We start from the raw sequence: 20318 nt of genomic DNA on the forward strand, positions 1-20318 counted from the left end.
GTAAAGCGGCAAGTGTAACGCCTGCCTGCGATCCTTGCCGGACGCGTCCTAGATTGGCGCGCGCTCCCACAGGACGTCGAGCGCCCCGTCCACGTGGCCCACGGCGATGCGCGGATAGCGTTTCAGGCGCGCGCCCGCGAAGCCGTCGGCGAGCGCGGCGCGCACGAGGCGCCGCACGAGCAGCACCCCGTCGTCGCCATCGGCGACGTCACCCGGCAGCGCGAGACGCGGGCGCGACGGCAGCCACACCTCGTCCAGCGCCCAGTCGGCGGCGGCCGGGTCGCAATCCGCGGCGCCGATCAATTCCACGGCGTGGTCGCCGGGCGTGATCGGGTGGACGTTGAAGCACAGCGCGCGCACGCCCGCGCGCCAGCTGCCGGCCGGCTCGCCGATCGCGCCCAGCAGCCAACGCCGAAAGGAGTCCTCGAAGCGCGCATCCTCGCAATAGGCATCGGGCGCAGGCTGTGGCATGCCGGCGCCGCCCGCGGCGTCAAGGTTGATCCAGCCAGTCATATTCCCAGCTCCACGGCATGTCGTCGGGCCCGAGCGCCTGCCGGCCCAGTTCCGGGAACAGGCGCTCCGCCCGCACGTCGTTCGACAGCATCACCACGCAGCGCTGGCCCGTCTCCAGGCACAGCACGAAGTCCGCCGTCGATTCGTCGTGGCCGCCGTCGAACCAGCCGGGGCCCGAGCGGTCCTCGAACGTGACGACACCGAGGCCCGCCGCCAGCTTCTGCGTCCACGCGGTCTCGGCGCCGTCGAACGCGGGGTAGCGACGGCGCGATGCAATCGGCAGCCAGCCCGTCGAGAACGCGGCGCGCGTGTCGGGCCGCAATCCGTCGCCGCGCATGATGCCGGCCCACAGCCTGGCCTGGTCGGCGATCGTCGTCTCCATCGAGCCCGCGGCGCGCACGCGGTAGCGGCGCTCGTGCGGCTGCAGGGTGCCGTCGAAGGCGTAGCCGTCCGCCGCGTTTTCCGAATACTCCGCGCGCCAGTACATGCTCGTGCGGCGCATGCCGAAGCGGTCGAACACGCGCCGGCGCATTTCCTGCGCCACGTCCAGGCCGAGGCCTTGCTCGACGATCAGCTGCAGGATCGCATAGCCTTCGCTCGAATACGCATAGCGCTCGCCCGGATCGGTGTGGATGCGCAGCCGGCCGCCCGGCTCCATCCAGCGGTAGTCGGCGAGCCCGCCGCCGTGCGCGAGCAGCATGCGCGGCGTGATCGTCTGCCAGCGCGCGTCGCCGGCGAGGTCGGAAAAATCGTAGGGCCGCACGCGGTACGTGGGCAACGGATGCGGCAGCAGCTTCGTGACGGGCGCGTCGAGGTCGATCCGTCCCTCGTCGGCCAGTTGCAGCAGCATGTACGCGAAGGCCGCCTTCGTGAGGGTGCCGCCCGCCATGATGGTGTCCGGCGTCAGCGGCTGGCCGAGGGACGCGTTGCGCGTGCCCATCGCCTTCACGTTCACGACCTGCCCGTTCTCGATCGTCGCGAAGGCCAGGCCCTGCACCTGCTCGCGCCGCATCGCGCGCTGGATTTCCGGATCGGACAGCGATTGCATGGGGCGTAGCGGACGCGCGCAGCCCGCCACCAACATCGCCGCCATACCCACCGTCAACCACGTCCCGAACCGCATGCGCTCTCCCCAGACCCGCCGGATGCCGCACCGCGCGGCATCCAAGCCCGACATGATGCCATGAGAGCGCTAACTCCGTCATGACGATTCGTCAACGCGCACGCTTGTAGACGCGCACGTAGTCGACCAGCATCTGCTGGGGGAACGCGGTCGTCGCATCCGGATTGCCGGGCCAGGCCCCGCCGACGGCCAGGTTCAGGATCACGAAGAACGGGTGTTCGAACACCCAGTCGCCCGTGATGGTGTCCGGCCGCGCCGTGTGGTACAGGATGCCGTCGCGGTACCAGCGGATCTCGCGCGGTTCCCATTCGACGGCGTAGACGTGGTAGTCGTCCGCATAGGTGCCCTTGTCGAGCCGCTGCGGCTTGCCGATGGCCTTGTCGCCGCTGTAGCCGGGGCCGTGCAGCGTGCCGTGGACGAGATCCGGCTCGCGGCCGATGTTTTCCATGATGTCGATCTCGCCGCAGCGGGGCCAGCCGGCCTGGCCGATGTCGGCCCCGAGCATCCAGAACGCGGGCCAGATGCCCTGCCCGCGCGGTATCTTGATGCGCGCCTCGTAGCGGCCGTACGTGCGCTCGACCTTTCCCGCCGTCTTGATGCGCGCGGAGGTGTAGTGGCGTCCGCCGCGGTCTTCCTTGCGGGCTTCGATGACGAGATTGCCGCCATCGACACGCACGTTGTCGGGCCGGTCCGTATAGAACTGCAGCTCATGGTTGCCCCAGCCGTTGCCGCCCGTCTCCGGGACCCATTTGGTCCGGTCGAGCGTGCGACCGTCGAATTCGTCGTGCCAGTCCAGCACCCAGCCGGGCGGCTGCGTGAGCGTTGTTTGCGCACGGGCCGCAGTCCCCAGCGACAGGAAAACGGCAAGCACGGCGGCAGCGCGAAACATGGGCATGCGACCTCCTCGTGGAAACGTTCCCAGACAGTTTCCAATATAGCACCGCGAATTTTTCGATGTCAAACGCGCCCTGTATTTTCAGTGTGCCGTTTCGGCCACGCACTACTAAATATTCCGTTGACAATTATTTTTTCTGAACATAAGATTCGACCAGCATATGGAAACGTTTCCAGACATTGGAAACGATGTTGAAGCGGTGAAGAGAGATAAAAACAGAGGAGACCCAATGCATTACCCCAAGGCAAACCAAAAACTGATGAGCCTGGCCGTGGCGAGCGCCTGCGCCGCCCTGATCCCCGCCTACGCCCAGACGACCGCGACCGAAGACAGCCGCGGCGGCGACATCCCGACCACGTCGATCCAGCAGGTCACCGTCACGGGCCTGCGCCAGTCGCTGGCCTCGTCGCTGAACCTGAAGCGCCAGTCGGACGGGATCGTCGACGGCATCGTGGCCGAGGATATCGGCAAATTCCCCGACACGAACCTGGCCGAATCGCTGCAGCGCATCTCGGGGGTGTCGATCGACCGCGTGAACGGCGAAGGCCAGAAGATCACCGTGCGCGGCGTGGGTCCCGACTTCAACATGGTGCTGCTGAACGGCCGCCAGATGCCGACGTCGAACCTGGGCGACCTGAATGGCCGCTCGTTCGATTTCTCGAACCTGGCGTCGGAAGCGATCTCGCAGCTGCAGGTCTACAAGACGAGCCGCGCCGAGACGCCGACCGGCGGCATCGGCGCCACCGTCAACGTGATCACGGCGCGTCCGCTCGACAAACTGGGCACGTATTCGAGCATCGGCATCAAGGCCGTGCACGACACGTCGAACAACAACCTGCCGGGCGACGTCAAGGCCAGCACCTCCACCACGCCGGAATTCTCGGGCATCTATTCGACGACGTCGAAGGATGGCCACTGGGGCCTCGGCGTCTCGGCCAGCTACCAGGAACGCAACCTGGGCTTCAACCAGGCGTCCGTGTCGAGCGGCTGGAAGGGTCCGTTCCGCGGCGACGAGAACAACTGGGGCACGATCCCGCAGCCGGGTACCGCCGGCTCGGAAAACATCACGAACCGTCCGAAGCCCGGCGACATCTACCAGGTGCCGCAGAACCTGAACTACAGCATGACGGGCGTGAAGCGCCAGCGCACCAACGGCCAGTTGACCCTGCAGTGGCAGCCGGTCAAGGAGCTGACGACGACCCTCGACTACACGTACTCGGAAAACAAGCTGCAGACGAAGCGCAACGACGTCTCCGCCTGGTTCAACTTCGGCGCGTCGGCATCGTCGTGGACCAATGGCCCGATCGCCGCGCCGCTCCTCTACACGGAATTCATCCCGGCCGGGAACAGCGACATCGCGATGGGCGGCGCCGACTTCGCGACGAAAACGCAGAACAAGTCGATCGGCTTCAATACCCAGTGGCGCGCCAGCAAGGATCTCAAACTCGAGTTCGACGCGCACCGTTCGACCGCGGAATCGAAGGCGGACAGCCCGTTCGGCTCGAACAATACGCTGGGCACCGCGAGCTTCTCGCGCGGCGACACGACGGCCGACTTCTCGCAGGAGTTCCCCGTCCTGTCGATCAAGGGCGCCAACTTCACGGGCGCGCCGCAGCAGGTCACCGGCTCCGTCTTCCAGAACGGCTACATGAAGGGCGAGGTCGACCAGCTCCAGTTCAAGGGCCGCCTGCGCATGCTGGAAGCGTCGAACCTGAACTTCGGCATCGGCACCATCGAGGTCAAGAACCGCTCCGCGTTCTCCACGCAGCAGCGCGACTCGTGGACCGGCGCGACGAAGCCGTCGGACTACCCGAGCAGCCTGTGGCACGCCGACACGATCCGCCAGTACTTCGACCAGCTGGCCGGCAGCCAGAACCCGAACCTGTTCAACACCTTCTACACCTTCAACTTCGCGCAGGTGCGCGACGTGGTGTCGAAGGCATCCGGCCTGCCCGCGCTGTACCTGCCGAAGAACACGTACGACACGGACCAGCGCACCGGCGAAAAATCGAAGAGCCTGTACCTGCAGTTCAATACGGACTGGGATACGGCGCTGCCGATGCACACCGCGATCGGCGTGCGCTACGAGAAGACGGACGTCGTCTCCACCGCGCTCGTGCCGGCGGCCACCGCCATCACGATGGTCTCCGCCAACGAATTCCCGGTCACGTTCGGCGCCCCGACGTTCACGACCTTGACCGGCAAGTACCACCACCTGCTGCCGTCGGTCGACTGGGACATGGACCTGCGCGACGACATGAAGGTGCGCGCGAGCTATGGCGAGACCATCGGCCGTCCGCGCTACGACCAGATCGCCGGCGGCCAGATCCTGAATACGCTGGCGCGCGTGGACGGCGGCACGGGCTCGCAGGGCAATCCGGCGCTGAAGCCGGTCAAGTCGAAGAACTTCGACCTGTCGTGGGAGTGGTATTACGGGAAGGACAGCTTCTTCTCCGTGAACGCGTTCTATAAAGACCTCGAGAACTACGCCGGCCAGTCGAAGATCGACGCCACGCCGTTCAACCTGCACACGCCGGTGGGCGGCGCGCTGTGGAACGAAGCGTCGGCCGCCGGCTGCGGCACGGACCCGGCCTGCATCCGCAACTACATCTTCAAGAATCACCCGACCGCCGCGGGCGTGACGGTGACGGGCGTGGACAGCAGCGGCAACCCGACCGGCAACATCGTCGGCCAACCGGGCGATCCGGTGGCGCACTTCCAGATCACGACGTTCTCGAACCAGAAGAAGGCGAGCCTGAACGGCCTGGAACTCAATCTCCAGCACATGTTCGGCAACACCGGCTTCGGCATCTCGGCGAACTACACGTACGTGCACTCCGGACTGCGGTACGATAACGGCAGCGTGGGCGAACAATTCGCGCTGGTCGGCCTGTCGAACTCCGCCAACCTGGTCGGCATCTACGAGAACGACAAGTGGAACGTGCGCGCGGCCTACAACTGGCGCGGCGAGTTCCTGTCGTCGACGTTCGACGGCGCGGGCCCGAACCCGAACTACGTGGAGCCGTACGGCCAGCTCGACCTGTCGGTCGGCTACAACGTCACGCCGAAGCTGGTCGTGCAGTTCGAAGCCATCAACCTGACGAACGAGACGAGCCGCGTGCACGGCCGGACCACGCAGCAGGCCCTGTACGTGACGCAGACCGGACCGCGTTACATGCTGGGGGCACGCTACAAGTTCTAAGTTATCCGTCGTTCCCGCGCAGGCGGGAACGACGGGAATGTCGCGTACGGTCAGTCTGCCGTAATCGGTTTCAGCGTATAAATAGTTGTTCCAAAAGCAGCATTTTCAGGTAGACTCATGCGGCCCACCGGAAAAAGGAAGCTGTGATGAGTAAACCCATCGAACACGTCGTGGTGGTCGGCGGCGGCTCCGCGGGCTGGCTGACGGCCGGCGTCCTCGCGGCCGAACACCCGCGCCTGACCGTCACGCTCGTCGAATCGCCGGGCGTGCCGCCCATCGGCGTCGGCGAAGGCACGTGGCCGTCCATGCGCGAGACGCTGCAGCGCATCGGCGTCTCCGAAGCCGCGTTCTTCCGCGAATGCGACGCCGCGTTCAAGCAGGGCTCGCGCTTCGACCGCTGGGTCGACGGCAGCGACGGCGACGTCTATTTCCACCCCTTTTCCCTGCCCCAGGGCTACGGCGAGGCGAACCTCGTCGCGGCCTGGCAACGGTCGCATCGCGACGTGCCGTTCGCCGACCTGGTGAGTTACCAGCCGCATTTGTGCAAGCAGGGCCGCGCGCCCAAGCAGCCGCAGACGCCGGAATTCGCCGGCGTCGCCAACTACGGCTACCACCTGGATGCCGGCAAATTCGGCGTCTTCCTGCAGAAGCACTGCGTCGACAGGCTGCGCGTGCGCCACGTGCTGGCCCACGTCGTCGACATCCTGTCCACGGACGACGGCGACATCGCCGCGCTGCGCACGCGCGAGGCGGGCCTGATCGAGGGCGATCTGTTCGTCGACTGCACGGGCATGGCCTCGCTGCTGCTGGGCCGCCACTACGGCGTGCCGCTCGTGTCGCAGCGCGACGTGCTGTTCAACGACCGTGCCCTCGCCGTGCAGGTGCCTTATCCAACGGATGACACGCCCATCGCGTCGCAGACGACGTCCACCGCCCAGCCGCACGGCTGGACCTGGGACATCGGCCTGCCCGCGCGGCGCGGCGTCGGCTACGTGTATTCCAGCGCCCACGTCGACGACAACGCGGCGGAGGCGACGCTGCGCACCTATCTGGCGTCCACGGGCATCGTCGGGGCGGTCCCGCAACCGCGGAACATCGCGTTCGACCCCGGCTACCGCGCCCGCTTCTGGGAACGCAACGTGGTCGCGATCGGCCTGTCCGCCGGGTTCATCGAGCCGCTGGAAGCGTCCGCGCTCGCGCTCGTGGAACTGTCCGCGGCCTGGCTGGCGGACGACATGCCCGCCACGCGTGCACAGATGGATACGATCGCCGCCCGCTTCAACGAAGCCTTCACGTACCGCTGGGAGCGCATCATCGACTTCCTGAAGCTGCACTACGTGCTGTCGAAGCGCACGGATACCGCCTACTGGCTCGATCACCGCGCGCCCGGCACGCAGTCGCCGCGCCTGCGCGAGCTGCTCGCGCTGTGGCGCACGCGCGCGCCGTCGCGGCGCGACTTCCCGCGCATCGAAGAAATCTTCCCGTCCGCGAGCTGGCAGTACGTCCTGTACGGGATGGGCTTCCGGCCCGAATTGACCGAGCGCGCCTCCGACCTGCCGGAGGCTGCCTCCCAGTACTTCCGCGAGGCCGCGCGGCTCACCGCCCGGATGCTGCCGCAGCTGCCCGCGAACCGCGAGATGCTCCACCACATCCGCCAGTACGGCATGCCGCCAGGCTAGCGGAGACACCACCAAAATACCAATAACGAGAGAGACTACCACCGATGGCCAACCATGCACCCCTGAACAACGTCGACCACAAGAACCTGCGCGTGGTCACCACCCGCGGCGCGGCGTACGGCGACGCCGTGATGTCGGCGCTGACCTTCCCCGCCGAATTCCGCGACCTGCAGGCCTGCTACCCGATCGTGTTCGCGCAGGACGGCAACGGCGGCTACGACGCGCTCGCCCTGCTCGGCTTCGAACAGGGCGAAAACCTGTTCCTCGGCCCGAACGGCTGGGACGCGCCGACGATCCCGCTGACGATCGAACGCCAGCCGTTCGTGATCGGCCGCAGCGGCGAGGAACTGTCCGTCCACGTCGACCTGGACAGCCCGCGCGTGCGCGACGGCGGCATCGAGGGCGAGGCGCTGTTCCTCACCTATGGCGGCACGAGCGAATACCTGGAACGCATCAGCTCCGTGCTGCGCACGATCCACGAAGGCCTCGCCGCATCGCGCGCGTTCGTCGCCGCGCTCGTCGAGCTGGAACTGATCGAATCGTTCGTGCTGGACGTGGAACTGGACGATGGCTCGCAGAACCGCCTGGCCGGCTTCTACACGATCAACGAAGACCGCCTCGCGAAGCTGACGGGCGAGCAGCTCGCGCGCCTGCACGACAACGGCTATCTGCAGGCCATCTACATGGCGGTGGCGTCGCTGGCGCAGTTCCGCGGCCTGATCCAACGGAAGAACCGCGCCAATGACCTCCGTTAAGCACGTCCGGGAAGTCTCGTTCGGCGACAACAAGCTGCCGGACGAGATGCTGCGCGCAACGCGGCCCTACATCGTACGCGGCCTCGCGGCCGACTGGCCCCTCGTGCAAAGGGGACGCGCATCCGCCGAAAGCGCAGACGCCTACCTGCGCCGGTTTTATCGTGACGCGACCGTCAACGCCATGCTTGGCCCGCCGCAGATCGGCGGCCGCTTCTTCTACAACGACACGATCACGGGCTTCAACTTCCACAACGTGCGCGGGCGGCTCGACCAGGTGCTGGACGAACTGGCCGAACACCGCAAGCGGCCGGATCCCGGCGCGATCTACGTGGGCTCGACGTCGATCGACGGCGCCCTGCCCGGCCTGCGCGCCGAGAACGACCTGGACCTCGGCGACCGCAATCCGCTGGCCAGCATCTGGATCGGCAACCGCACCGTCGTCGCCACGCACTACGACCTGCCCGACAATATGGCGGTCGTCGCGGTCGGCGAGCGGCGCTTCACGCTGTTCCCGCCGGACCAGCTGAAGAACCTGTACGTCGGCCCGCTCGACTTCAATCCGGCCGGCCAGGCGATCAGCCTCGTCGACGTGCGCAACCCGGACTTCGGGCGCTTCCCGCGCTACGCCGAGGCGCTGCAGCATGCGGAAGTGGCCGAGATGGGCCCCGGCGACGCGCTGTTCATCCCATCGATGTGGTGGCACCACGTGGAAGCGCTGTCCGCGTTCAACGTGCTCGTGAACTACTGGTGGCGCCAGTCCCCGGACTACATGGACACGCCGACGAACGCGTTGATGCTGGCGATCCTGACGATGCGCGACCTGCCGCCCGAGCAGCGGCGCGCGTGGCAGGAAATCTTCCGCCATTACATCTTCGAGCCGGACCCCGCAAACCTCGCGCACATTCCCGAGAATGCGCGCTATGCGCTGTCGCCGCTCGACGAGGACGGCGCCCGCGTGCTGCGCGGCCAGCTGCTGCGCCGCATAAACAGATAAGACTAAAGAAGACAACGCGTACAAGCCAGGAGTAGAGACATGGAGAACAACAACCAACAAGAGCGCGGCCGCCCGATCCGGCGCGTCGTCATCGCCGGCGGCGGCACCGCCGGCTGGATGGCCGCGGCGGCGCTGGCGCGCACCCTCGGCAAGGTCGTCGACATCAAGCTCGTCGAGTCGGACGAGATCGGGACCGTCGGCGTGGGCGAGGCGACGATCCCGAGCCTCGTGCACTTCCACCGCCTGCTCGACATCGGCGAACAGGAATTCATGGCCGCCACGCAGGCCACGTTCAAGCTGGGCATCAGCTTCGAAAGCTGGCGCGCGCGCGGCGAAGACTATATCCACTCGTTCGGTATGACGGGCACGGACCACTGGACGGCCGGCTTCCAGCACTTCTGGCTGAAGGGCCGCGACCGCGGCCTCGCCGGCGACTACGGCGACTACTGCCTGGAACTGGTCGCGTCGCAGGAAAAGCGCTTCGGCCACCTGCCGAACCAGGGCATCAACTATGCCTACCACCTGGACGCGACGCGCTACGCCCGCTACCTGCGCCGCTTTTCCGAACACTTCGGCGCCGAGCGCATCGAAGCGAAGATCGCCAGCGTCGACACCGACCCGGCCACAGGCCACATCACCGCGCTCGTGCTGGATTCGGGCACACGCGTCGAGGGCGACCTGTTCATCGACTGCACGGGCTTCCGCTCGCTGCTGCTGGGCCAGACGATGGGCGCCGAGTACGAAGACTGGTCGCAATGGCTGTTCAACGACTGCGCGATCGCCGTACAGACGGAATCCACCGGCCCGGCCGTGCCGCTGACGCGCTCGATGGCGCACGACTGGGGTTGGCAATGGCGCATCCCGCTGCAGCACCGCACGGGCAACGGCGTCGTGTTCTCCAGCCGCTACACGGACGAAGCCACGGCACGCGCCACGCTGCTCGGCAACATCGAGGGGAAGGTCCTCACGGAGCCGCGCGTGATCCGCTTCACGCCGGGCCAGCGCAAGAAGGTCTGGGTCGGCAACTGCATCGGCCTTGGCCTCGCGAGCGGCTTCCTGGAACCGATCGAATCGACGAGCATCCACCTGATCCAGCGCGGCATCGTGCGCCTGCTGCAGACGTTCCCGACTTACGGCATCCAGCAGGCGGACGTCGACGAATTCAACCTGCAGACCGAGGAAGACATCCGCACGATCCGCGACTTCATCATCCTGCACTACAAGGTCACGAACCGGCGCGACACGCCGTACTGGCACGACGCGGCATTGATGCCGGTGCCGGACAGCCTGCAGCACCGCATCGACCTGTTCCGCGACGGCGCCCGCGTCTTCCGCGAAGGGAACGAACTCTTTGCGGAAAACTCGTGGGTGCAGGTGATGCTGGGCCAGGGCCTCACGCCCGAACGCTGGCATCCGAGCGCGGACCTGATGGGCGACGACGAGCTGCGCGGCTTCCTGGACGGCATCAGGAACGGCGTGCGCCGCACGGCGTCGCAACTGCCGCCGCACCAGCAATACGTGGAGCGCTACTGCCCGGCGGGCAAGCCGTGACGGCGGCGGCCGGCGGCTTCGCCGACACCAGGCGGCACTACCCCGTCCTCGACGGCCTGCGCGGCGTCGCGGCGCTGACGGTCGTCGCGTTCCACCTGTGCGAGGCGCATGCCGTCAACCGCTTCGCGCAGGTGATCAACCACGGCTACCTGGCCGTCGACTTCTTCTTCCTGCTGTCCGGCTTCGTGATCGGCTATGCCTACGACGACCGCTGGCGGCGCATGTCGCTGGGCGAGTTCTTCCAGCGCCGGCTGATCCGCCTGCATCCGATGATCGTCGTCGCGATGGTGATCGGCGCGCTGATGTTCTATTTCCAGGCCGGGCCGCTGTTCCCGATGATCGCGGACACGCCCCTGTGGCGCGTGCTGCTGATCATGGTGATCGGCATGACCCTGCTGCCGGTGCCACCCAGCATGGACCTGCGCGGCTGGGCCGAGATGCATCCCCTGAACGGCCCGGCATGGTCGCTGTTCTTCGAATACGTGGCGAACGTGCTGTACGCGCTGGTGTTGCGGCGGCTGCCGAACCGGATCCTCGGCGTGCTCGCGCTGCTGGCCGGCGCGGTGCTCGTCCATTACCTGCTGACGGGGCCGAACGGCGACGTGATCGGCGGCTGGTCGCTGGACCCCGTCCAGTTCCAGCTCGGGTTCACGCGCCTGGCCTACCCGTTCTGCGCAGGGCTGCTGCTGTCGCGCGTCGTGCGTCCGGGCCGCGTCGCGTACGCGTTCCCGGTCAGCGCCGCGATCCTGTTCGCCACGATGGCGTTGCCGCGCATCGGCGGCCCGGACACACTGTGGATGAACGGGCTGTACGAAGCGGTGTGCATCGTCGCCGTGTTCCCGTTCGTCATCTGGCTCGGCGCCAGTGCGCAGGGAAGCGCCCGTACGGCCCGCGTGTGCGCCGCGCTGGGCGGGCTGTCGTATCCGCTCTACATCGTCCACTATCCGTTCGTCTACACGTACACCGCGTGGACCAACGCGAACCACGTGTCGTTGCGGGACGGCGTGCCCGTCGCCGCGGCCACCTTCGCCGTCTGCGTCGCGCTGGCGTGGCTGCTGCTGAAGTACTACGACGAACCCGTGCGCGCCTGGCTCACGCGGCGCTGGATGGAGCGCAAGCCGGCGGTCGCCGCGCCGGCCGCGAACGGCTGATCAGCCCTGGCCGAGGTGCTCGTACAGGATCAGCGATCCGATCGCGATCAGTACGAGCCCGCCCACGAATTCGGCGCGCTTGCCCACCAGCTTGCCGAGGCCGCGTCCCACCATCACGCCGATCGTCACCATGATGAACGTCGACAGGCCGATCGCGCCGGCCGTCGTGACGATGTTCGCGTCGATGAATGCGAGGCCCACGCCGACGGCCATCGCGTCGATGCTCGTCGCGAAGCCTGCCACGGCCAGCAGCCAGAACGAGTGGCTCGTCGGCTTGTCGTCCCCGGCTTCGTCCGCGCCCGACAGGCCTTCGCGCATCATGCGCAGGCCCAGCACGCCCAGCAGGGTGAACGCGATCCAGTGGTCCCACGCCTGGACGTACGGCGCGGCCCAATGGCCCAGCGCCCAGCCGATGACGGGCGTGAGGCCTTCGATCACGCCGAAGATGGCGCCTGTGCGCAGGGCTTCGCGGAGATGGGGACGTTGCAGCGCGGCGCCCTTGCCGACGGCGACGGCGAATGCGTCGGTGGACATGGCGAGAGCGAGTGCTGCGGTGGCGAGGAGATTCATTGTGGTTCCAGTCGGGCAAACGCGAAGGCATGCCGACGCGGCCCGATGAACGCGCAGGCATACCAAAGGTCTTGCCAACCGAAACGGCTGCCCGTACCACGTCAGCCGGGGCTGTCGAGTATGTTGATACGGGAACTTCCGAAGGGCGGAAGCAGGCTACTCCCCAATGGGATGCCGGCATTTTACTGCAAAAGATGCCGGCATGGCCAGTCTCAGCCGGTGGTGGCCCCCTGGCGATGCAGGTTCGCATACTTCACGCCGAAGAACAGGATGAAGCCATAGCAGGCCGCCGGCACGAAGAACGACGGCTGCACGCCGATGCGGTCGGCCAGCCAGCCTTGCAGGAACGGTACGATGGCGCCGCCCACGATCGCCATGCACAGGATGCCGGAGCCCTGGCCCGTGTGGCGTCCCAGGCCGTGCAGCGCCATGCTGAAGATTGTCGGGAACATGATCGAATTGCACAACCCGACGGCGAGGATCGCCCACATCGCGGCGTGGCCCCGGCCGAAGATCGCGGCCAGCACGAGCGCGATGGCCAGCAGCGCGTTGAACGCGAGCGCCTTGCCGGGACTGACGACGCGCATCACGGCAAAGCCGATGAAGCGCCCGATCAGCGCCCCGCCCCAGTACACGCTGACGTAGCTCGCCGCCTGCGCCGCCGGCAGCCCCGCCACCTGCTGCTCGCCGAGGAAGTTGACGAGGAAGCTGCCGATGCTGACTTCACCGCCGACGTACAGGAAGATGGCGACGGCGCCCAGCACGAGGTGGCGATGATGCAGCGCGGAGCCGACGGCACCCGCTGCGGGCACCTCGGCATCCGCATGGTCGATGCGCGGCAGCCGGGCCAGCGCGAACAGCCCGGCGAGGAGCGCGAGCGCCACGGCGAGCGCGAGATACGGTCCCTGCACGGCCGCCGCCTGGTCGGCCGCGACGGTGCTTGCGCCGGCGAGGATCAGCATGCCGCCCAGCGCCGGGCCCACCGTCGTGCCCAGCGAGTTGAACGCCTGCGTGAGCGTCAGCCGGCTCGATGCCGTCGCGGCCGGGCCGAGCACCGTCACGTACGGGTTCGCGGCCACCTGCAGGATCGTGATGCCGGCCGCCAGCACGAAGAACGCGAACAGGAACAGGCCATAACCGCCCTGCGCGGCCGGATAGAACAGCGCGCAGCCCCCGGCCGCGATCAACAGGCCCGTGACGGCGCCTTTCTGGTAGCCGATGCGGCGGATCAGCGCGCCGGCCGGCAGCGACACGATGAAATAGGCGCCGAAGAAGCAGAACTGCACGAGCATCGCCTGCAGGTAGTTCAGCGTGTAGATCGCCTTCAGGTGCGGGATCAGCACGTCGTTGAGCGACGTGAGCAGGCCCCACATGAAGAACAGGATCGTGACGATGACGAGCGGGCCGGTGTTGGTCGCGCCCGCGGACGATGCCGCGCTCACGGGCACGGACGGGTTGGGGGAAGCTGCCATGGAATCTCCTTTGTTTTGGTTATGGTGTTGCGGCGTCGAGCAGCGCGGCCGCGCCCGCGCCGCGCAGTGCGGGATACGGTTCGGTGACGAGCCGCGTCGGGATGCGCGCCAGGTTAGCCCGCAACCGGCCCTTGCCCTCGAAGCGGGCGCGCCGTGACGTCGGGCGCGGCCAGCAGGCGCAAGCCACTCATCGCAGGTCCTCGCATTTGACGGTGCCGGTGTCCGCGGTGACGTCGACGTTGCCGAAGGCGGCCGTGAAAGCGCCGTCGCTGGCCACGCGGAACGGCGTGTCGACTCTCGCCAGGTCCACGCCGCGCGCGCGGAAGCAGGCCAGCGGGATCGCGACCTCCTGCCGCCCCTTGCCGGCCAGGCCCGTGAACAGCCTGGTCGCATCCAGCGGCGTGCCGCAGGCGGTGTCGCCGCAGGCCATTGCGATCGTCACCTTGCCGGCGGGCGCCTGCCGCACGATCGTGTCGAAGCGCAGCACGCCCTTGTCCGCCAGCGCGGCGGGCAGCGCGATCGGCTTGCCGCCGTGCGCTTCGAACACCGCCGGCGCCGTCCACGAGACGAGCTTCGCATCCTGCTGCGTCTTGATCTGGGCGATGGCGACCGAGATGCCCGGCAGGCTGGTGCCCGCATTGAGGTCGGCGCCCAACGGCTGCACGGCCGTGCCGCTGGCGATCCGCAGCGGGAAGCTCGCGCGGTCCGCCTGGCCGTACACGGGGTACGTGTCGGACGCGCTGCAGCCGCCGGCCGGATACGTCGCATCCAGCGTGCCGATGTGCGAACGCTCGCCGCGTTTGAGGCCGTAGCCGTACGCGAACAGCGGCGCATAGCCGGCGTCTCCCACGTTCAGCGGCGTCTGGCACACGGACTTCGGCCACGAGAACGACAGCTTGCCGCGGAATTCATGGGGCTTCGCGCCCTTGCCCGCGACGAGCAGGTCCGAGACGCCCTTGCCTTCCGTGCCGGGCAGCCAGGCCGCGATGAACGTGTCCGACAGGTTCAGCAAGTCGTTCACCCACAGCGGGCGGCCGGACAGGAACACGGTCACCACGGGCTTGCCCTTGCCGTGTACCTTCTGCAGCACGGCCAGGTCTTCCGGATAGCGGCTCGAATGGCGCAGCGTGCCCGAGGGGACGATGTCGCCGTCGCCTTCCGCATACGGCGCCTCGCCGATCACGGCGATGACGGCGTCGAACCTGGCCGGGTCCACGCCGGCGGCGTCCGCGCTGTACGTGACGTTGCTGCCCGCCGCCTTCAGCCCCGCGAGGATCGTCTCGCCCTTCGGGAAATCGGCATTCGTGTTCGCCGTGCCCTGCCACGTCAGCGCCCAGCCGCCGGTCTGGTTGGCCATGCTGTCGGCGGCCTTGCCGACGACGAGGATGCGCTTGTTCGTGGCCAGCGGCAGCGCCGGTCCTTCGTTCTTCAGCAGCACGAGCGATTCGCGCACGGCGCGGCGGCCCAGGTCCTTCGCGAGCAGCGCGTCGTCCTTGCCGGCCCAGGCGGATTGCGACGGGCGCTTGCCGAACACGCCGGCGCGCAGCTTCACGCGCACGATGCGGCCGACGGCGTCGTCGATGCGCGCCATCGGGATGCGGCCCGCCTCGACGTCCCCGATCGTATTCGAAATAAAAGCCTTCCAGTCGTTCGGCACCATGACCATGTCGATGCCCGCGTTGATGGCCTGGGCGCAGCTGTCGTTGCGGCAGCCCGGCACTTCGCCGTGGCCGTTCCAGTCCGTGACGACGAAGCCGTCGAAGCCCATCCTGTCTTTCAGGATATCGGTAAGCATATAGTGGCTGCCGTGCACCTTGCCGTAGTCCTTGCCGGCCGCGACGTCGTTCCACGAATTGAACGAGGCCATGACGGTCTGCGCGCCCGCCTCGATGCCGGCGTAGTAACCCTGCGCGTGGATATTCATCATGTCGCGCTCGCCGACTTTCGCGACACCCATGTTGATGCCGAACTCCGTGCCGCCGTCGGCCATGTAGTGCTTGATGCTGGCGATGACGTTGGCGTCGTCCTTCAGCGCGCCCTGCAGGCCCGCCACGTACGGGCCGGACAGGCGTCGCACCAGTTGCGGGTCTTCCGAAAAGCTTTCGTAGGTGCGCCCCCAGCGGTCGTCGCGCACGACGGCGACGGTTGGGCCGAACACCCATGCGATGCCGGTCGCGCGCACGGCCTTGCCCGTGGCGGCGCCAATGGCTTGCACCAGTTCCGGGTCACGCGCGGCGCCGAGGCCGATATTGTGGGGGAACATGGTGGCGCCGTAGACGTTGTTGTGACCATGGACGGCGTCCGTGCCCCAGATCATCGGGACCTTGACGGCCATGTCGGTCGCCATCGACGCGTCGTAAAAGGCATCCGCGAGCTTCAGCCACTCGGCCGCGCTCGCGTGCTTGTCGTTGTGCGGCCAGCTGCCGCCGCCGTTCAGCACGGAGCCGAGGTAGTACATGCGCACGTCGTCCGGCGTCACGGCCTTCAGTTCGGCCTGCGTCATCTGGCCGATCTTTTGCGCGAGCGTCATGCGGCCGACGATCTCGCGCACGCGCGCCTCGAGGGCGGCGTCCGGGGCAATGGCGCTCTTCAGGTGCGGCCAGGCCGTGATCTGTGGCGCGGCCGTCGCGCAGAACGCGGCGGCGGCCAGCGCGGACGCGACGGCGAGCCGGATGTGGCTGGGGCGATGGGTGGTCATGCGGGGTCTCCAGGGGTCATTCGTTATCGTGTGTGGCCGATTGGAAACGATTCCAATCGACCCCGCAGATATTGACGGCAAACGCCCGCGCTGTCAATCATCCGCTCGCGTTCACGCCCCGCGCAGGAACCGGCGATACCATTTCGCGCTGTCCTTCAGCCGGCGTTCCTGCGTCGCGTAATCCACATGCACGAGGCCGAAACGGCGCAGATAGCCCTCCGCCCACTCGAAATTGTCCAGCAGGCTCCACGCGAAATAGCCTTTCACGGGCACGCCATCGGCCACGGCCTGGCGCAGCGCGGCCAGGTGGCGCATCAGGTAGCGCCGGCGCTCGACGTCGCGCACGGCGCCGTCTCCCGCCACCACGTCGTCGTAGCACGAGCCGTTTTCCGTCACGTACAGCGGGCCGGGACGGTAGTCGCGGTCGACCCGGGCCAGCAGTTCGGACAGTCCCTGCGGCGCCACGGGCCAGCCCATCGCCGTGATCTCCCCTTGCGCCGGCAGGATACGGGCGCCGAGCGGGCCGTGGTCCGGATCGTGCGCCACCGTCTCCGGGAAGTAGTAGTTCACGCCGAGGAAGTCGGTCGGCACGGCGATGTCGTCCAGGTCGCCCGGGAGCACGACGGGCGCCGCCTTGCCCACTTGCGCGAGCGTCGCTTGCGGGTAGCCGCGGCCGTACAGCGGGTCGAGGAACCAGCGGTAGCGCAGGCCGTCGTGGCGTTCCATCGCCGCGACGTCCTCCGGCGCGGCGCTTGCGGGCCGCAGCGGGTGCAGGCTGAGCGAGATGCCGACCTGCGCGCCCGGCACGTTCGCGCGGATCGCGGGCACCGCCCTGCCGTGCGACAGCAGCACGTGGTGCGCGACCTGCAGCGCCGTGCCGAGGTCGGTCAGGCCCGGCGCATGCCAGCCTTCGTAATTGCCGATGATGGCCGTGCACCAGGGCTCGTTGTGCGTGATCCAGTGGCCCACACGGTCGCCGAGGCGGCGCGTCACCGCGTCGGCCAGGTCGACGAACGCGCCGACCGTGTCGCGCGACGCCCAGCCGCCCCGGTCCTGCAGCCATTGCGGCAGGTCCCAGTGGTACAGCGTGGCCCACGGCTGCAGGCCCCGTTCCAGCATGCCGTCGACGAGGCGGTCGTAGAAATCGAGGCCCTTCGCATTCGGCTTCTCACTCACCCCGTCGCAGATGCGCGGCCAGGCGATCGAGAAGCGGTACGCGTTCAGGCCGAGGTCGCGGCCGATGTCGAGATCAACCGGCCAGCGGTGGTAATGGTCGCACGCGACCTCGCCCGAGGAACCGTCGCGGATCTTGCCCGGCGTCGCGGCGAAGCGGTCCCAGATGGATTCGACCCGGCCGTCGACGCTGCCGGCGCCCTCGATCTGGTACGACGACGTGGCGCAGCCCCACAGGAAATCGGAGCCGAAGTCGGCGCGCTGCGGCGCCTGCGGTTCGGGGCCGTCGGCGCCCGGGAAGAAATCGTAGGTGGTCATCGTAGTCTTTGTCGTTGTGATTGGAAAGCTTTCCAGTGACGCCGCGAAAAAAGGCGCGCATGCGGCGGCGCGCCGGATCGGGAAGTCGGGTCAGGCCGCCTTTCGCTTCGCGCCCGGGGCCTTGGCCAGCGAGGCGCGCAACGTCACGCTGACGGGGAATTCGCGCGTGACGGGACGGCGCATGTCGTAGCACAGGTTCAGCAAGGCGTTGATGCCGTTCTGCGTCATCTCGCGCCACGGCATGTGCACGGACGTGAGGCGTGGCGCCGAGAAGGCGGCGCTCGGCGTGTCGTCGTACCCCAGCACGGACAGGTCGTGCGGCACACGGATGCCCGCTTCCTGGAAGTAGGACAGCGCGCCCACGGCCATCTCGTCGTTCGCGCAGAACAGCGCCGTGCACGGGTAGCCGGAATCGAGCAGCTGCTTGGCCGCGGCCCAACCGCCGGCCGGCGAAAAGTCGCTCTCCAGGCGCCAGATCTTCGCGGGGTCGATGCCGTTGTCGCGCAGCTCGCTCATGAAGCCGTCGATGCGGGCGCGGTTGTCCTCGAGCTGGCGCGGGCCTTCGACGACGGCGATCTTGCGGTGCTTGTGGTCCAGCAGCGCGCGCGCCGCGAGGCGGCCGCCCAGCGTGTGGTCGACGGTGAAGCACTGGTCGGGCATGGAATCGAAGCTGTGGTTCAGCGCAACGAGCTGGCCGGACTTCGCGCCCAGCGCGGCCAGGTCTTCTTCCAGCAGCGCACTGGTCATCACGACGAGGCCGTCGCAGCCCCGTTCGACGAGGAATTCGACGCCCTCGATGGCCTGGCGGCGCTCGTCGCCGAGCCCGACGCCGAACGCGAGCACCATGTGCACGCCGGCCGCGCGCAGTTCCGTGTCGATGATCTGCAGGATCGGCGTGTAGAACGTCCCGCTCAGCACGGGGATGTACACGCCGACCATGCGGCTCGTGCCGGACAGCAGCGCGCGCGCCGCGTGCGAGGGCCGGAAACCCAGCTCGTCGATTGCCTTCTTCACGCGTGCCAGCGTCGCGGGCGACACGGAGCCCTTTCCGCTCACCACGCGCGACGCGGTGCCCAGGCCCACGCCGGCCAGCTTCGCTACGTCCTTGATAGTTGCCACAAACTCTTCCTCAATGCTGTCATTCGTCCGAAGGATACTGCATTTGCCGGGCTCAGAGGCGATTCCCGCTCGCGGGGTCGAACAGCGACACCCGCGCCGGATCGATCGAAAAGGCCACGCGCTCGCCCGGCGCATAGCTGCGCGCGTCGTGCACGAGCGACGCCAGCGTCGCCTTCCCGCGGCGCAGCCACACGACCTGGTGGTTGCCCATCGGTTCCACCAGCGTCACTTCGCCGACGCAATCGCCGTCCGGCCGGATCGCCACGTGTTCGGGGCGGATGCCCAGCACCGCGGATCGTCCGGCGGGACGCGCCGCGTCATCCTGCAGATAGCGCATGCCGTCCGCCTCGAAACGTCCGTGCGCATCCAGCGTGCCTTCCACGAACGCCATCGCCGGCGCGCCGAGGAAGCCCGCGACGAAGCGGTTCGCGGGGCGCTCGTACACGTCCAGCGGCGTACCGATCTGCTGGATCTCTCCACCCTGCATGACGACGATGCGGGTCGCGAGCGTCATCGCTTCCACCTGGTCGTGCGTCACGTAGATCATCGTCGAGCCGAGCGTCTGGTGCAGCAGTTTCAGTTCGCGCCGCAGTTCCGCGCGCAGCTTCGCGTCCAGGTTCGACAGCGGTTCGTCGAACAGGAACACCTGCGCCTCGCGCACGAGCGCGCGCCCGATCGCGACACGTTGCCGCTGCCCGCCCGACAGCTGCGCGGGCTTGCGGCGCAGCAGCGCATCGAGTTGCAGCATGGCGGCGGCGCGGTCCACGCGGCGCCGGATCTCGGCCTTCGGCGTGCCGGCGATGCGCAGGCCGAACGACATATTGTCCTCGACGGTCATCGTCGGGTACAGCGCATACGACTGGAACACCATGCCGATGCCGCGTTCGCTCGGATCGGCGTCCGTCATGTCGCGCCCGCCGATCTCGATCGCGCCGGAAGCGCTGTCGACGAGGCCCGCGATACTGTGCAGCAGCGTCGACTTGCCGCAGCCTGAGGGCCCCAGCAGCACGAGGAATTCGCCGGGTTCCACGCACAGGTCGAGGTCGCGGATGATGGGCTTGCCGCCCAGGACGATGTTCAGTTTGCGCAGCGAGACGTTCGCCAT

At 67.8% G+C, this 20318-nt stretch carries 16 protein-coding genes; 6 read left to right on the forward strand and 10 right to left on the reverse strand.

Annotation, left to right across the window (positions count from 1 at the left end; all coding sequences use genetic code 11):
• Positions 1 to 48 precede the first annotated feature (48 nt).
• From ACEN98_RS31595 to ACEN98_RS31605, 3 genes are all read right to left on the reverse strand, one after another.
• On the reverse strand, positions 49 to 513 hold the full coding sequence (locus ACEN98_RS31595; protein ID WP_413388787.1) for a hypothetical protein: 465 nt from the start codon (positions 511 to 513) through the stop codon (positions 49 to 51).
• Positions 491 to 1636, reverse strand: coding sequence for a serine hydrolase domain-containing protein (locus tag ACEN98_RS31600; protein WP_413388788.1), 1146 nt, complete (start codon positions 1634 to 1636; stop codon positions 491 to 493). The genes ACEN98_RS31595 and ACEN98_RS31600 overlap by 23 nt, the downstream gene beginning before the upstream one ends.
• Positions 1637 to 1727: 91 nt before the next feature.
• Positions 1728 to 2531, reverse strand: a complete 804-nt coding sequence (locus tag ACEN98_RS31605; RefSeq protein WP_413388789.1) for a family 16 glycosylhydrolase — start codon at positions 2529 to 2531, stop codon at positions 1728 to 1730.
• A 229-nt stretch (positions 2532 to 2760) separates the two neighbouring features.
• On the opposite strand from ACEN98_RS31605, the gene ACEN98_RS31610 reads away from it, so the two are divergent.
• The 6 genes from ACEN98_RS31610 to ACEN98_RS31635 all read left to right on the forward strand — a co-directional run bounded on the left by ACEN98_RS31610 (position 2761) and on the right by ACEN98_RS31635 (position 11863).
• On the forward strand, positions 2761 to 5733 hold the full coding sequence (locus tag ACEN98_RS31610; protein ID WP_413388790.1) for a TonB-dependent receptor: 2973 nt from the start codon (positions 2761 to 2763) through the stop codon (positions 5731 to 5733).
• A gap of 146 nt (positions 5734 to 5879) precedes the next feature.
• Complete coding sequence (locus ACEN98_RS31615) at positions 5880 to 7412, forward strand: tryptophan halogenase family protein (RefSeq protein ID WP_413388791.1); 1533 nt, start codon at positions 5880 to 5882, stop codon at positions 7410 to 7412.
• Positions 7413 to 7456: 44 nt separating this feature from the next.
• On the forward strand, positions 7457 to 8167 hold the full coding sequence (locus ACEN98_RS31620) for a SapC family protein (protein WP_413388792.1): 711 nt from the start codon (positions 7457 to 7459) through the stop codon (positions 8165 to 8167).
• On the forward strand, positions 8154 to 9161 hold the full coding sequence (locus ACEN98_RS31625) for a cupin-like domain-containing protein (protein ID WP_413388793.1): 1008 nt from the start codon (positions 8154 to 8156) through the stop codon (positions 9159 to 9161). Before ACEN98_RS31620 ends, ACEN98_RS31625 begins: the two co-directional genes overlap by 14 nt.
• 39 nt (positions 9162 to 9200) lie before the next feature.
• On the forward strand, positions 9201 to 10712 hold the full coding sequence (locus ACEN98_RS31630) for a tryptophan halogenase family protein (protein WP_413388794.1): 1512 nt from the start codon (positions 9201 to 9203) through the stop codon (positions 10710 to 10712).
• Entirely contained in the window at positions 10709 to 11863 is a 1155-nt protein-coding gene (locus ACEN98_RS31635) for an acyltransferase family protein (protein ID WP_413388795.1), read from the forward strand. Before ACEN98_RS31630 ends, ACEN98_RS31635 begins: the two co-directional genes overlap by 4 nt.
• Here the strand turns inward: ACEN98_RS31635 and mntP are convergent, their stop codons facing one another.
• The 7 genes from mntP to ACEN98_RS31670 form a co-directional block, all read right to left on the reverse strand.
• Positions 11864 to 12433 carry a manganese efflux pump MntP gene (gene mntP / locus ACEN98_RS31640; protein ID WP_413388796.1) on the reverse strand — a complete coding sequence of 190 codons (570 nt, stop codon included), beginning with the start codon at positions 12431 to 12433 and terminating at the stop codon, positions 11864 to 11866. It abuts the gene before it with no gap.
• Positions 12434 to 12645: 212 nt separating this feature from the next.
• Entirely contained in the window at positions 12646 to 13905 is a 1260-nt protein-coding gene (locus ACEN98_RS31645) for a sugar MFS transporter (RefSeq protein WP_413388797.1), read from the reverse strand.
• 19 nt (positions 13906 to 13924) lie between these two features.
• Entirely contained in the window at positions 13925 to 14092 is a 168-nt protein-coding gene (locus ACEN98_RS31650) for a glucokinase (RefSeq protein WP_413388798.1), read from the reverse strand.
• Positions 14093 to 16603, reverse strand: coding sequence for a glycoside hydrolase family 3 N-terminal domain-containing protein (locus ACEN98_RS31655; protein WP_413388799.1), 2511 nt, complete (start codon positions 16601 to 16603; stop codon positions 14093 to 14095).
• A gap of 111 nt (positions 16604 to 16714) precedes the next feature.
• Entirely contained in the window at positions 16715 to 18094 is a 1380-nt protein-coding gene (locus ACEN98_RS31660; protein WP_413388800.1) for a GH1 family beta-glucosidase, read from the reverse strand.
• 90 nt (positions 18095 to 18184) lie between these two features.
• A complete protein-coding gene (locus ACEN98_RS31665) occupies positions 18185 to 19213 on the reverse strand; it encodes a LacI family DNA-binding transcriptional regulator (RefSeq protein WP_413388801.1) in 1029 nt (342 codons plus the stop codon).
• A 52-nt stretch (positions 19214 to 19265) separates the two neighbouring features.
• Positions 19266 to 20318 (reverse strand): ABC transporter ATP-binding protein, encoded by a 1053-nt coding sequence (locus ACEN98_RS31670; protein WP_413388802.1) that lies wholly within the window; start codon positions 20316 to 20318, stop codon positions 19266 to 19268.

The sequence above is a fragment of the Massilia sp. CT11-137 genome (assembly GCF_047302885.1).
GTDB lineage: Bacteria > Pseudomonadota > Gammaproteobacteria > Burkholderiales > Burkholderiaceae_D > Telluria > Telluria orientalis.

Excerpts from the sequence above, each read along its gene's own strand:
- ACEN98_RS31595 (WP_413388787.1), bottom strand. The coding sequence starts at position 513 with ATGACTGGCTGGATCAACCTTGACGCCGCGGGCGGCGCCGGCATGCCA.
- ACEN98_RS31600 (WP_413388788.1), bottom strand. The coding sequence starts at position 1,636 with ATGCGGTTCGGGACGTGGTTGACGGTGGGTATGGCGGCGATGTTGGTG.
- ACEN98_RS31605 (WP_413388789.1), bottom strand. The coding sequence starts at position 2,531 with ATGCCCATGTTTCGCGCTGCCGCCGTGCTTGCCGTTTTCCTGTCGCTG.
- ACEN98_RS31610 (WP_413388790.1), top strand. The coding sequence starts at position 2,761 with ATGCATTACCCCAAGGCAAACCAAAAACTGATGAGCCTGGCCGTGGCG.
- ACEN98_RS31615 (WP_413388791.1), top strand. The coding sequence starts at position 5,880 with ATGAGTAAACCCATCGAACACGTCGTGGTGGTCGGCGGCGGCTCCGCG.
- ACEN98_RS31620 (WP_413388792.1), top strand. The coding sequence starts at position 7,457 with ATGGCCAACCATGCACCCCTGAACAACGTCGACCACAAGAACCTGCGC.
- ACEN98_RS31625 (WP_413388793.1), top strand. The coding sequence starts at position 8,154 with ATGACCTCCGTTAAGCACGTCCGGGAAGTCTCGTTCGGCGACAACAAG.
- ACEN98_RS31630 (WP_413388794.1), top strand. The coding sequence starts at position 9,201 with ATGGAGAACAACAACCAACAAGAGCGCGGCCGCCCGATCCGGCGCGTC.
- mntP (WP_413388796.1), bottom strand. The coding sequence starts at position 12,433 with ATGAATCTCCTCGCCACCGCAGCACTCGCTCTCGCCATGTCCACCGAC.
- ACEN98_RS31645 (WP_413388797.1), bottom strand. The coding sequence starts at position 13,905 with ATGGCAGCTTCCCCCAACCCGTCCGTGCCCGTGAGCGCGGCATCGTCC.
- ACEN98_RS31655 (WP_413388799.1), bottom strand. The coding sequence starts at position 16,603 with ATGACCACCCATCGCCCCAGCCACATCCGGCTCGCCGTCGCGTCCGCG.
- ACEN98_RS31660 (WP_413388800.1), bottom strand. The coding sequence starts at position 18,094 with ATGACCACCTACGATTTCTTCCCGGGCGCCGACGGCCCCGAACCGCAG.
- ACEN98_RS31670 (WP_413388802.1), bottom strand. The coding sequence starts at position 20,318 with ATGGCGAACGTCTCGCTGCGCAAACTGAACATCGTCCTGGGCGGCAAG.